This is a genomic window from Ruminococcus flavefaciens AE3010 (genome assembly GCF_000526795.1).
Classification (GTDB): Bacteria; Bacillota; Clostridia; order Oscillospirales; family Ruminococcaceae; genus Ruminococcus; species Ruminococcus flavefaciens_D.
On record NZ_JAGT01000001.1, the window covers coordinates 1241681 to 1253392 of the forward strand.

Here is an 11712-nt window from a genome sequence, read left to right on the forward strand (position 1 = left end):
ACGGCTTTTTACATATTCTTCTATTATACATTATAGCACACATTTCCAGTGTTTTCAAGTGAATTGGACTGCATCGGACTGCAAACTTTCAAGGGCTTTTGCGTGGATATAATAAGCCTTGCGCTTGCTGATAAACATCTCCGCAGCAACGGCACTCCACGGCTTGAACTCCAGATAGCGTTTGGAAAGAAGGTCACGGGCATCGCTGTCCTGTACTGCATTGATGCGGGTTTCCATACCAGCAATCAGCGCATCGTATTCTGCCTGCGTTTCCTGTATATCCTGCTCCAGCGCCATGATCTTAAAAACGGTGCCTTCCATTTTGCTGCGGTCAGGTGATACCGTCCTCGGCATATCATTGATGCCACTGCCGTTCATGCCCTCCGCCCTCTGCCGCAACAGATGGATTTCGTGTATCTTACGCTGGATGCGTCTGCGGAGTCGTTCTGCCTGCTCCCAGTATTCTTTCATGCAAATTCCTCCCTCATCATTTTTATCAGCTTTTCGCCGTTCATATCCGACATGAAGTCAAACCACTGCGACCGCAGGAACTGTTCACATTCAAGCGTTGTTATGATATCGTGTGATTGCAGCGCCTCCCGGTAATCCAAGAGACACTGCTTGATAATTGCTGCCGCCAGTAATTTGTATCCTTCCGTCATTTAACCCTCGCTTTCACGGCTTTCATCATCGCCGCCTGTGTCTTGTCCTTGTTTTCCAGAACCTTCATGATGTCCTCGTCGATCGTTCCCGCCGCAACAAGGTGATGGATGACGACTGTTTCGGACTGCTGCCCCTGTCGCCAGAGTCGGGCATTGGTCTGCTGGTACAGCTCCAGCGACCACGGCATCGTGTACCAGATGATGGTGCTGCCGCCGGACTGGAGGTTCAGACCGTGACCTGCGGAAGAAGGCTGAATCAGTGCGACTGGGATTTTGCCCTTATTCCAGTCGGCGATGTCGGCATCGCTCTTGATCTCCCGGCAGTCGAAGCGCTCCATAATGCTGTCGCGCTCGTGCTTGTACCAGTACGCAATCAGTACCGGCTTGCCGTTCTGCGCTTCGATCAGATCTTCCAGCGCATCCAGCTTGTGGGAATGTATCCGCATCACGCTGCCGCCGTCGGTATAAACCGAACCGCTGGCAAGCTGTGTCAGCTTTCCACACAGGACACCTGCGTTTGCTGCCGTTATGGAATCACGCACGAAGTCCACGCACATTTCCTGTTCCATTTCCCTGTAGAATGTCGCTGCCGCTTCATCCAGCTCCACGGAATCAGCCGTCATCACAAGCTCCGGCATTTTCAGGTGGTCGGTTGTTTTCATGGAAATGCTGATGTCGGCAATCTTGGTGTATATCTGTTTCTCTGCACCCGGTCTGGGAGAATAGGTAAAGCCGTTCCAGTCCGGTGTAAAGTAGGCATCGCGGTACTGACCGATACGTTTTCCGAGGCGTTCTCCCTTGTCCAGCAGGCGGAACTGCGCCCACAGATCCATGAGACCGTTGCTGCATGGTGTACCGGTCAGCCCTACAATGCGCTTCACGAAGGGGCGCACCTTCCGCAAAGCCTTGAAGCGCTTGGACTGATGGTTCTTGAAGGAACTCAGCTCGTCGATCACCACCATGTCAAAGTCGAACGGCATTCCGCTGCTTTCGATGAGCCACTGCACGTTCTCGCGGTTGATGATATACAGGTCAGCTTTCTGCCGGAGAGCTGCAAGGCGCTGGTCGCGGCTGCCGAGAACCAAACTGTAGGTCAGCCCTTTGAGATGATCCCACTTGCTGATTTCTGCCGCCCAGCTATTCTTGCATACACGGATTGGTGCGATGATAAGAACCTTTCTGACCTCGAAGCGGTCGAACATCATATCGTTCAGCGCCGTCAGCGTTATGCTCGTCTTGCCTAATCCGCATTCCAATAATACCGCCGCCTGCGGATGTGTTTCGATGAAGTCCACGGCAAACTTCTGATAATCATGAGGTTTGTATTGCATCAATGATTCCTCCTATCTGCTCCGGATTGTCCAGCACAAAGGCTTTGAAGCCCAGCCGCCGAAGTGTTCTGATACGCAAGCGCTGCAGCGGACGGGGCGTTTCGCCGGGAGCCTTGACCTCCACGAAGCCGATTCTGCCGGACGGCATCAATACGATGCGGTCAGGCACACCTGCTGTTCCGGGAGATGTGAACTTCCAGCAGACACCGCCGACTGCTTTCACGGCAGCGACCATTTTTTCTTCAATTGATTTTTCTCGCATAGATTCGACCTTTCCGGGCAAAAGTGACGGTCGGTGAATGTCGTTTGCAAACCTTTCCATAGGAAGAAAAAATACATATTTTTCTCGCCTGCGTAAGGTCTGGATATGAGGTTCACCGACTGTCACTTTCCCGATTTTACGTTGCTTTTCGTATGATGAAAGTGTCAGTCGAGGAAGTCAACCCTGAGACAAAGTCCCATGATATACCTTCCGCTATTGGTCTTTTTGTGTTTGAAACCTGCCTGCTCCAATGCGCCATAAAAGTCGGTAGTGCTACGAACATACTCTCCGTTTGCTGTACAATAATCACGATACTCTTTGTAGAGATCTCCAGATTTTGCCATATAGCTCTTATCGACCTCACAGCAATCATTGATGAAAGAGCCGAGCCAGTCATTGCCTTCACGGTAGGCTCCGATTGCATCTAACACACACTGCGGGCGGTCTACCTTAAAATCGGCGGCAACCACTTTCATGGCACCCTCGATCAGCCACGACAAAACCGCACCGCCTGCATTGTCGATCAGGTACTGTGTATAATTCTTCTTGTCGTCCTGCCCCTGAATCTTTGCATGGAACGGGATAACGATCAGTCTGCGCCAAGTGCCGTCATCAGAAGCCGCCACCTTCGGCAGGTGGTTCGTGTACAGCACCAGCGTATGGCTCGGCTCAAAGGAGAACGGAGCCTTGAACTTCTTCTCGGCGAAAATGGGATCAGTCGAACAGAGCTGCTTTACCACGCTGGTGTTCAGGCGCATCCCTTCCTGCAGCTCCGCCGCAATGATGAGTCGCTTGCCCTTCAGCTCTGCCATTTCAGGCTTTACGTTGCGCTTACAATTGACGGTCAGCGCATCGGCGGAGATATTGCCGGAATAACTGCCCAGCACCTTGTAGATGACGTTCCAGAAGGTAGACTTGCCGTTGCGTCCGTCACCATAAGCAATAATCATCGCTTCCGTGTATACCTTGCCGATCAGACAGAGACCGCAGATCATCTGCACATAGTCAATCAGGCTCTGGTCACCGCAGAAGAAAACCTGCAAGGCGTCCTCCCAGATCTGGCGACCTTCCTCATTCGGCACGACCGCCGTCACTTTCGTTATCAGGTCGGTCGGATCAGTCGCTCTCCAGCCGTCGAGACCTTTGGCAAGGTCGTAGGTGCCGCCGGGAGTGTTCAGCAGCATCGGATCACCGTCAAGCTGCTCCGGGTGCTTCAGCACCAGCGGCTTTGCGGCATCAAGGGCATGGTTCAGGCTGCGGATATGACGGTATTTCAATACGAAATCATGATACAGCTCGGAAAATCTGAACAGCCCGTATGCAGCGCCCTGTTCCGGAGTCAGGCTATCACGAAACTTCTTGCCGCCTGCCTTCGCCAACGCTCTCGGAACGCCCAGCTTCTCCAATGCACATAGGTCATCTTCCATTTTGCGTTCTGCCTCAGCAAGCTGAACGTCCGTGTGTTCGATCATCGCCATGACAGCCGCCTGTTCTGATTCCTCCCAGTAGGTGCCGTTATAGCGCAGATAATTCGTAGCAATCGTAAATGCGATCTCATCACCAAAGCACTCTACGAATGTGCGGGCTTCACCGACATCTGAGAAATCGTCCGGGATCAGCACATTATCACCGAACTGGTCGGGCGGCACATATCCTTCCTGTGATGTGACCATTTTGCCGAACTTGCAGGCGCTTGCCCAGATGCCTTCCAGCTCTTCATCGTCGAGGGGCGGATCGCATTCCGCTGCCTTTTCGAGGAACTTCGCATGGGCATCATCCGTCACACCGAAACGCTTGACCAGCTTGCCCGCCATACGGGACATGGTGCTGTTGCGCTGTCCCTGCGGAATACTGCGGTTCGACTTCATGAGCGTGAGCCAGTCCTCAATCGACAGGCTGCCCTCGTGCCAGACCACATCGCCCTTCGAGCCATACAGGAAGCGTGAAGCGTCCAGTGCATTGCCGTCAAAGAATGGCAGTTCCTTGTAGATGCGGGCTTTGATGTTCTTATGGAATGCGGCATCCTTGCAGGGCGTAGTCGGGAAAAATACATGAAAACGAGGGCGGGCTGTTACAGAGCCTTTCGCCAGCATATGATGACGGCTGTATGTGATTGCATACTCCACATCGCTGAGCATCTCGGACAGCTTTTCCGGCGTGATCCACTCATCGGGATTGTCGCTGTGGTCATTGTCGCAGTCCATCGGCACAACATCTGAAAGCTGAAAATTGGCATCGCTGCGGGCATTATTCACATACAGCGCACACACATGGTCGAACGTGACTGCCTTGCGGAGATCCGCTTCCGAGGTAATGACCTTCTGATTCGGGTAAATCGTATTCTTTGCGTTGCCGGTACAATCGGCAGTGTACAGGGTAAACTTCATATCTTTTCCTCCAAATCCTCCGTAAAATAACGGATTTTCATGTGCTTGCGTTTTGCACGGTCGATCTCCGCTTTCATGCCGGGGCTGATATATTCGCCGAACACCCACAGCTCCACGCACTTACTCATCAGCACCCAGTTCATGAAAATGGCTGTATCCCGTTCTTCCGGGATATTGTCGTCCATAAACTGCGTGAAGTATATATGGGGCGTGATCGGCAGATAGTGCCGGTCAACAGCAAAGCGGCTGTATCTCTTAGCCTTCTCTACGTTTCTCTCGGTATCACCGGAGTAAGGCGAACAGATATACACGACCGGACGGAAGGCAGCAGCTTTTGCCGCAGCCTTCTCCTCCTTCTCGATATGCGTGAAAGCCTCATACTCGGTCGGGCTGGCATAGCCTTCGTTGTTATAGAAATCAGCCATGCTTGACCTCGTTTCTGCCGCAGGGCTTCCTGTCGCAGCCCTTGTTGCACAGCTTTCCGCAGCGGGGGCATTTCACATAGACGTTCTCCGGCTTGACCAGCTTACCGCTGACCAGTGCATAAAACCATTCAATACTGTATTTCATCTTATCCCTCTTTTCTTTTCAGCTTCACGTGCAGTCTCTTCCAAGCGCACTCGTTGCAGAGGACTGCCGTTCCGTACATATCACCAAGACCGTCGGCGAACACACACGACAGGTCAACGGCGACCTCTTTACCGCAGTCGGGGCAGGCACAGAACACGTTCTCGCTGTTCAGCTCCACCTTGACCTCGATTTCATCGGTCTTTTCCTTCACATAAAACATAGCCATTCTCCCTTCATTCTTTGCTGCCCCCAGAAGTGGGGAGAGCATCTCTGCTCTACAACCCACTACAGAATCAGGGGCGTTTTGGACGAAACAATCAGTCTTTTTTATAAAACTCGCACTCGTATCCGTCAGCCCGCAGGAGCAGACCTTCCGCCCATGCAGGCGTTCGTTCCATCTGTCGGCAGACCTCATCAAGTGACATCCTGCGGTCTGCCTCGATGATCATTTCGTCGTGTATGTGACCGACGATAAAACAGTGCGACAGCGTCTGCATAGAGAACATGAGCAGGTCACGAGCGACTGCCTGAACAATATTCTCGACGAACTTCGGACCGTAGCTCTCGATACGCTCCCATTTCTTCGATGCACCCACGCCCATATAAGTGACGGACTCGCCACCGAACTGATTCTCACCGATCTGCGGGTGCGCGTAGCAGAGCTTACGACCGGAAGGCAGCGTGATAAAAAGCATCTTACTCTGGTAGCTGAACTGCAATCCGTGTGTTTCTGTGGTGGTTTTCTGCTTTATCGCTTTCTTGACCGTATCATCGACAGCCCACCAGAGCTTGACGATATTTGGTGAGGCATCCCGCCAGTCGGTCACGATCTGCTTCAGCTCGGCATCGGAAAGGTTCAGGGCATCGCCGCCCATTGCTTTCATTGCGCCGACGCTTCCGCCGTAACCGCAGGCAAGCTCTGCGACCTTGCCCTTCTGACGCAGTTCGCCGTTGATGCCATGCTTCACGACCGGAACACCGAACATCTTTGATGCCGACGCGCAGTAAATATCTGCGCCGTTCGCAAATGCATCCATGCGCCACTGCTCTCCGGCGATCCACGCTATAACTCGCGCCTCGATCGCTGAGAAGTCCGCAACAATAAACTTATATCCCGGTCTGGGTACAAAAGCGGTGCGGATGAGCTGCGACAGCGTATCTGGCACATCCTCATAGAACATCTCGACTTCATCGTAATAACCGTACTTGACTGTATTTCTCGCTTCGGTCAGGTCAGGAATATGATTCTGTGGCAGGTTCTGTAACTGAATAATGCGCCCTGCCCAGCGTCCAGTGCGGGAAGCGCCGTAAAAGCTGAACATTCCTCTTGCGCGGTTATCGGAACAGGCAGCTGTCTGCATCGCCTGATACTTTTTGACGCTGGACTTTGAAAGCATAAGCCGCAGCTCCAGCACCGACTTCACCGGATCTTTCGCTGTCTTGAGCAGTTCCTTCACGGCAGCTTTGTCAAGACAGTCCGACTTATATCCCTGTTCACCGAGCCATTCCAGAAGCTGATACACGGAATTTGGGTTCTCGATACCAGTAAGCCTGCGCATTTCCGCCGACAGCGTTGCCTTCGCCTGAGCATCAAGCGTAAGCGCTGCATCGACCAGTTCCATGTCAACACAGATGCCGCGATCGTTGATCTCCTGATCGAGATAAAACTGTTCCCAGATAAAATCCGGTACCGGGAAACGTGAAAGGCGCTGGTCAATGGCAAGCTCCGCCTCCACATCCTGTTTGTTGTACGCCTTGAAGGTTTCCCACTTACCCGGTGCATCGGCAGGGGTGTGGAACTTCGGAATACCGTTCACCGTTTCGTAGGGTACACAAAAATACTTGATGAGCGCCTTGCCCTCCGGCATTTTCTGCTGTTCCAGTTTCAGCGCAGCACCTGCAGAAGCCAGTGTCGATGGCAGACCGAGCGTCCTGCAATGGATCATGGTACACTGCCAGCCGACAGGACTCAGATAATCACCGACGGTATCGGCATCAATGCTGTAGCTGCGGAAGATCTGCGGATATTCTTCCCGCAGATATCTGGAGAGACATACACGCTCAAATTGCACGTTGAATGCCCGCTTGATGACCGATTCATCGGTGAGAGCAGTCAAGATATCTTCGGGTACACGATCGCCGTTCGCCAGATCATAAAGCTGCACTGCGCCGTCATCAACTGAGACGCTCATCAGCGTGATAGCAAAATACGGAGAGTCGGCGTAAGCGTACACACCACACTTGGTGATGTCACGGTCACTCCGAGTCTCCAGATCAATTTCTATGATTTTCATGGTAACACTTCCTTAAACCCACCCGGACGGTATCCCGCCAGTCGCCCTCCCGACATTGCGTTGTTATTTCTTACGGTTCTTGAAGGTGTCGATCAGAATAGTGATCGAGATGGTTGTCCAGCAGAGCATCATAATGCAGCCGGACACACCCATAATCATCGTGAATACTGTATTCATACCGTCACCTCACGAAAGGAAATCGTCGTCGTCATCGTCCATGTCTGCGAAATCGTCCTCAGCACGGGACTTTCCGCCGAGAGGCTCACCGTCGCGGAGCTTCTGGAGGTTGTTTAGACCGCAGGCGATGCCCTTGTTTCCGTTGGTGTTGAACGCGTAGAAGTTGATTGACGCTCTGCCGTAGATACCGGAGTACAGTTCGCTGGTATCGAGAATCGGCTGGCAGGAAGCATCCACGACACCGGGCTTCGTAGCGCTGTTGGCGTTGATGAAGTAGCAGCCTGCGTATGCCTCATCATCGGGGCGTTCCTCGTCTCCGTCACGCAGCGGAGTCTTGATTGCCTTCAGCGGCGGCACAGACTTTCCGTTGCCCTTGAGCTTGCCCTGCCCCTCGTCGTAGGCAGCCTTGATCGCAGCCTTGATCTTCTCGACGGTCATGGTATCGGACTTCGGGATGATGAGGCTCACGCTGTACTTCGGAGTGCCGCCGTTGATCGCCTTCGGTTCATTCACGATGAGGTAGCTGAAGCGGGTGTTCTTGCCAGTAACGACCTTTGTGGGATTGATAATCTTTGCCATGTTAATCTTCCTCCTGAAAATCATTGATTGTCCATGCCGGGCGTTTGTCCGACTCTGGTACGAGTGTGGGTTTGCCCTGCGGCTTTTCAATCAGGGAGCCGAGCAGGGTGTTGAACTTCTTGGTGCCGAGCAGCTTGGTCATGGCAGTCACGCCCATGAGCTTTTTCTCAAAGGGATCGTAGCCCGCATCGGTGACAGCCGCTGCAACTGCATCGGGATTTGTGTATCTGCGGTTGCTGCGTCCTTCCACGACCTTGAAGCCGGGATACTGCTTGCCGCTGATTGCCTGTTCGAGCGCATAGGCTTTGACATCGTTCACCCAGCCGATGAAGGTGTCGGCGCGATCGAGAATCATGCTGATCTCATCGTCGGCAAGTGTGTCCGGGACAGCGAAGTCGTACTGCGCCATCTGGAGATTATATTCCGCCCGCTTGCGGCAGGTCGCCTTGATCTTGCAGAACTGACAGTGCTTTCCCGCGCTATAGTCACCCTCGCCCTTTGCCGCAAGTGCCGCAGCAGGGATAAGAACTTCCTCCGCCCAGCCGAGCAGTTTCTCCTTCGTGACCTCCGCAATGCTGACATTATCCCGGCGGGGCTGGAAGATGATCATGCGGACGGTCTGGATGTCATACAGGCTCTCAAAGAGATTCAAAGCGCCGAGCGCATACATCCGCATCTGGCTGTTGCCATTGGCATCGACAAGTACGCCGAGACCGTATTTGAAGTCGATGACGGTCATCGTGCCATCGGCGACAATGATACAGTCTGCGGTGCCGAAGCTCTCAGCAACCCAGCGTGTGAAGTCGAGGCGCTGCTCGACCAATACCTGCGGATCGGGACAGGACTGCTTAGCTTCCTGCACCTGCTCCATGACGAATTCGCAGTAAGCGTCAGTGCATTCTGCCATTTCTTCGTCGAAGTACTCCAGATCGTCAGTGGGATCGCGCACCTTGAAGCCGAGTGCCTTCTTGACTTTGTACTCGCAGAGGGCGTGTGCATCTGTGCCTTGCTGCGCGTAAGTGCTGCCGGTGTCGCCGCCCGCGTTCTCCTTTGCGGAGGGCGGGCAGTTGATCCAGCGCTCGCTGCTTGACGGTGACAGAATCGCGTGTGTTCCGGGCATCACAATCCCTCCGCTTCTGCCAGCACAGCGGCGTAGTCGCTTTCGGCAATATCCGAGAGCTTGGATGCACCGTACTTGGCGATCAGTTCTTTGACCTCCGCCGTCTTGCCGCTGCGGGAAATCTCCGAAAGTCGGCTGCGGAGCTGCACAAAGGTGACAGTCGCTTCTTCATTCTTCGGTGTCGGCTGTTCCTTCGGTGCTTCCGCTGCCTGCGGCTCGTCCTTATCGGGATCGTAGATTTCCTCGAACGTGTCAAGATAGGCGTTAGTTGTCTGCGACGAGAATTTCTGTAATGCAGCAGTAAGTGCATTCAGGGCGTTTACCAGTTCCATCATCGGATCCATTATGCTTGTCCTCCTTTGCCAGATTTTTTGCAAGTCTCTTTGACACCACAGAGATTGCCATCAGGGTGTCGATCAGTTCTTGGGTTTTCCTGTTCATGTGTCGTTCACCTCCCTTCACAACCCACTACAGGATCAAGGGCGTTTTGGACGAAACTTTTTCAGAAAAATTTTCCGAACTCGGATTCAAGCTGTTTCCGTGTCTTTTCAAGCTGTGAACGATAGGTGCTTCGCTTCAGATTGAGCTGTTCCAGACACTTCCGCTCGGACATATCTTCATCAAGGCACATCTGACCGACAGTGATGGCTTCGGGCATCAGTTCTTTCAGCCGTTCGAGAAGCTGACGCATCAGAATCTGGTCAGTTGCGATTTCTTCGGTATCAAATGTATCTGCGAAGGTGTCGCCGTGCATTTCCGTCTCATAATCGAGGGAAAGGTTGTCCCCGGCAGCACGATACTCGCAGACGTCACAGTCTCCGTCACATTTCCAAAGGTACTGCTTCGTGCAGCAGCACTGCCCATGATACTGGCGACGGCTGCGGATACGGTTTGTTTCCGGTGTGATATTGGTATAGACTTCCTCGGAAACGGGAATCAGGGTAACTTTGTGCGGATCATTGGCATCACGCATTGGCAGGTAAAACTGTTTTGACATAAAAAATCCTCCATTTGACTTGCGAATGGAGGAATCTCTACCGGCAAATGGGCATGACAAATCAGACCGCATTCCAGATGGATTACTCCATTCAGGATTGCAGCCGTCAGCTCAATTGACAGCCGGTGTATTCATTTGTGCCACCGCAGACCGTTGAGCCACCGTTGATCACTCGGCGCAGTATGCAGCAGCAGACAGTTTAACGTCTTGTCCGGGACGGGTGTCTTTTATTACCACTGGAGATAACCAGCGGCATTGGACGATGTGCTTCTATAAAGGGGCAGAAAAGCGGGTTCATACAACGGGAAACCGTTGATTATTGGAAATCGTTCACGGAAAATTTACATCTGCCTTCCTGAAATACAGTCCAAGAAAGGTGTCAGATTATTAACCTCCGGACGATATTTTTTATAAAGCCCTCCATAAATAGCTCCGATAAGCCCGAAAGTTGCACGTTTGTGTGCAACTTTTTTGATATTACAAAATAAAATCGCTGTTTCGACTGATGCGAACAGATGTTTCTGAACACTTTTTATCGAAAATGCTGGTGGCAAAAAACTGCCTCCACATACAATAGGACACTTTCTGCGCTTTTAGCAAATGGTCAGTCCAAATCGTTCATCTTGCTGATGAGATCGTCGATCATTTCTTCCTGACTCCAGCGGCTTATACTGCGGAGATCACCGTAGTGGTCAATCACGGAAGTGGCGATTTCCGGGGAGTGATAGGTGCTTACGGCAGTGAGCAGGTCAGCCGCCATTCTTTCTTTGAATGATTTTCCTTTATTTTCCATTTTTATTGCTCCTTTGACAATTTCTCAAATTAAAGCCGCAGAAAAGATTTTAATGCGAGCTAATCCTATCTGCCAACACTATCCTTATTTCTCATTGTACTTAAAAAGGCGTTTTAGAAAAACGAATCAAAAAAGAATATTGTCGGAAGATTTTCAGAATGAAAAAGACCCCTGCAGTTTTTGCAGGAGCCTTTTTGCTTCATCGGTTTGTTTTCATAACTTTGACTTTGCAAAGATTAAAACGACATTTTTCAATTTTGTCTTGAAATCTCTAAAGAAATATGCTATAATGTAAAAATGAGGAGTTACAATACTTGTTAGGAGGATCGCGGATGGAATTTAGCTATAATAAATTATGGAAACTATTGATTGATAAGAATATGATGAAAAAAGACCTAATGGAAATAACAAACATAACTTCATCTACAATTGCAAAGATGGGTAAGAATAAAGCTGTAAGCATGGAAGTCCTTGGTAAGATATGTTTAGCATTGAATTGTAACATAGGCGATATCGTAGATGTTATTAAGAAATAATCTG

General features: G+C 51.5%; 16 protein-coding genes. 1 reads left to right on the top strand and 15 read right to left on the bottom strand.

What is annotated here, in order from left to right; all coding sequences use genetic code 11:
- Positions 1-54 precede the first annotated feature (54 nt).
- The 15 genes from N774_RS0105305 to N774_RS0105380 form a co-directional block, all read right to left on the bottom strand.
- Positions 55-471, bottom strand: coding sequence for a hypothetical protein (locus N774_RS0105305; RefSeq protein ID WP_024860242.1), 417 nt, complete (start codon positions 469-471; stop codon positions 55-57).
- Entirely contained in the window at positions 468-662 is a 195-nt protein-coding gene (locus N774_RS0105310; RefSeq protein WP_024860243.1) for a hypothetical protein, read from the bottom strand. The genes N774_RS0105305 and N774_RS0105310 overlap by 4 nt, the downstream gene beginning before the upstream one ends.
- Positions 659-1993 carry an SNF2-related protein gene (locus N774_RS0105315; protein ID WP_024860244.1) on the bottom strand — a complete coding sequence of 445 codons (1335 nt, stop codon included), beginning with the start codon at positions 1991-1993 and terminating at the stop codon, positions 659-661. Before N774_RS0105315 ends, N774_RS0105310 begins: the two co-directional genes overlap by 4 nt.
- Positions 1974-2255, bottom strand: coding sequence for a VRR-NUC domain-containing protein (locus N774_RS0105320; protein ID WP_024860245.1), 282 nt, complete (start codon positions 2253-2255; stop codon positions 1974-1976). The genes N774_RS0105315 and N774_RS0105320 overlap by 20 nt, the downstream gene beginning before the upstream one ends.
- Positions 2256-2419: 164 nt before the next feature.
- Positions 2420-4642, bottom strand: coding sequence for a phage/plasmid primase, P4 family (locus tag N774_RS0105325; protein WP_024860246.1), 2223 nt, complete (start codon positions 4640-4642; stop codon positions 2420-2422).
- Positions 4639-5067, bottom strand: coding sequence for a DUF4406 domain-containing protein (locus N774_RS0105330; protein WP_024860247.1), 429 nt, complete (start codon positions 5065-5067; stop codon positions 4639-4641). The genes N774_RS0105325 and N774_RS0105330 overlap by 4 nt, the downstream gene beginning before the upstream one ends.
- Positions 5060-5212: a hypothetical protein gene (locus N774_RS19125; protein WP_155250356.1), complete on the bottom strand. Its 153-nt coding sequence runs from the start codon at positions 5210-5212 to the stop codon at positions 5060-5062. Before N774_RS19125 ends, N774_RS0105330 begins: the two co-directional genes overlap by 8 nt.
- 1 nt (position 5213) lies before the next feature.
- Positions 5214-5432 carry a hypothetical protein gene (locus tag N774_RS0105340; RefSeq protein WP_024860248.1) on the bottom strand — a complete coding sequence of 73 codons (219 nt, stop codon included), beginning with the start codon at positions 5430-5432 and terminating at the stop codon, positions 5214-5216.
- Positions 5433-5529: 97 nt separating this feature from the next.
- On the bottom strand, positions 5530-7506 hold the full coding sequence (locus tag N774_RS0105345; RefSeq protein ID WP_024860249.1) for a DNA polymerase: 1977 nt from the start codon (positions 7504-7506) through the stop codon (positions 5530-5532).
- Positions 7507-7692: 186 nt separating this feature from the next.
- Positions 7693-8262, bottom strand: coding sequence for a DUF2815 family protein (locus N774_RS0105355; RefSeq protein WP_024860250.1), 570 nt, complete (start codon positions 8260-8262; stop codon positions 7693-7695).
- 1 nt (position 8263) lies between these two features.
- Complete coding sequence (locus tag N774_RS0105360; protein ID WP_024860251.1) at positions 8264-9382, bottom strand: DUF2800 domain-containing protein; 1119 nt, start codon at positions 9380-9382, stop codon at positions 8264-8266.
- A complete protein-coding gene (locus tag N774_RS18060) occupies positions 9382-9726 on the bottom strand; it encodes a hypothetical protein (protein ID WP_024860252.1) in 345 nt (114 codons plus the stop codon). Before N774_RS18060 ends, N774_RS0105360 begins: the two co-directional genes overlap by 1 nt.
- A 158-nt stretch (positions 9727-9884) precedes the next feature.
- A complete protein-coding gene (locus tag N774_RS16925) occupies positions 9885-10379 on the bottom strand; it encodes a hypothetical protein (protein ID WP_024860253.1) in 495 nt (164 codons plus the stop codon).
- Between the two features lie 341 nt (positions 10380-10720).
- Positions 10721-10933 (bottom strand): hypothetical protein, encoded by a 213-nt coding sequence (locus N774_RS0105375; RefSeq protein WP_024860254.1) that lies wholly within the window; start codon positions 10931-10933, stop codon positions 10721-10723.
- 50 nt (positions 10934-10983) lie between these two features.
- Entirely contained in the window at positions 10984-11172 is a 189-nt protein-coding gene (locus N774_RS0105380) for a hypothetical protein (protein WP_024860255.1), read from the bottom strand.
- Positions 11173-11504: 332 nt separating this feature from the next.
- Between N774_RS0105380 and N774_RS0105385 the strand changes: the two genes are divergently transcribed.
- Positions 11505-11708, top strand: a complete 204-nt coding sequence (locus N774_RS0105385; protein ID WP_024860256.1) for a helix-turn-helix domain-containing protein — start codon at positions 11505-11507, stop codon at positions 11706-11708.
- Positions 11709-11712 lie beyond the last annotated feature (4 nt).

Excerpts from the sequence above, each read along its gene's own strand:
- N774_RS0105315 (WP_024860244.1), bottom strand. The coding sequence starts at position 1,993 with ATGCAATACAAACCTCATGATTATCAGAAGTTTGCCGTGGACTTCATC.
- N774_RS0105320 (WP_024860245.1), bottom strand. The coding sequence starts at position 2,255 with ATGCGAGAAAAATCAATTGAAGAAAAAATGGTCGCTGCCGTGAAAGCA.
- N774_RS0105380 (WP_024860255.1), bottom strand. The coding sequence starts at position 11,172 with ATGGAAAATAAAGGAAAATCATTCAAAGAAAGAATGGCGGCTGACCTG.
- N774_RS19125 (WP_155250356.1), bottom strand. The coding sequence starts at position 5,212 with ATGAAATACAGTATTGAATGGTTTTATGCACTGGTCAGCGGTAAGCTG.
- N774_RS0105355 (WP_024860250.1), bottom strand. The coding sequence starts at position 8,262 with ATGGCAAAGATTATCAATCCCACAAAGGTCGTTACTGGCAAGAACACC.
- N774_RS0105345 (WP_024860249.1), bottom strand. The coding sequence starts at position 7,506 with ATGAAAATCATAGAAATTGATCTGGAGACTCGGAGTGACCGTGACATC.
- N774_RS0105330 (WP_024860247.1), bottom strand. The coding sequence starts at position 5,067 with ATGGCTGATTTCTATAACAACGAAGGCTATGCCAGCCCGACCGAGTAT.
- N774_RS0105305 (WP_024860242.1), bottom strand. The coding sequence starts at position 471 with ATGAAAGAATACTGGGAGCAGGCAGAACGACTCCGCAGACGCATCCAG.
- N774_RS16925 (WP_024860253.1), bottom strand. The coding sequence starts at position 10,379 with ATGTCAAAACAGTTTTACCTGCCAATGCGTGATGCCAATGATCCGCAC.
- N774_RS0105325 (WP_024860246.1), bottom strand. The coding sequence starts at position 4,642 with ATGAAGTTTACCCTGTACACTGCCGATTGTACCGGCAACGCAAAGAAT.
- N774_RS0105360 (WP_024860251.1), bottom strand. The coding sequence starts at position 9,382 with ATGCCCGGAACACACGCGATTCTGTCACCGTCAAGCAGCGAGCGCTGG.
- N774_RS0105385 (WP_024860256.1), top strand. The coding sequence starts at position 11,505 with ATGGAATTTAGCTATAATAAATTATGGAAACTATTGATTGATAAGAAT.
- N774_RS0105310 (WP_024860243.1), bottom strand. The coding sequence starts at position 662 with ATGACGGAAGGATACAAATTACTGGCGGCAGCAATTATCAAGCAGTGT.
- N774_RS18060 (WP_024860252.1), bottom strand. The coding sequence starts at position 9,726 with ATGGATCCGATGATGGAACTGGTAAACGCCCTGAATGCACTTACTGCT.
- N774_RS0105340 (WP_024860248.1), bottom strand. The coding sequence starts at position 5,432 with ATGTTTTATGTGAAGGAAAAGACCGATGAAATCGAGGTCAAGGTGGAG.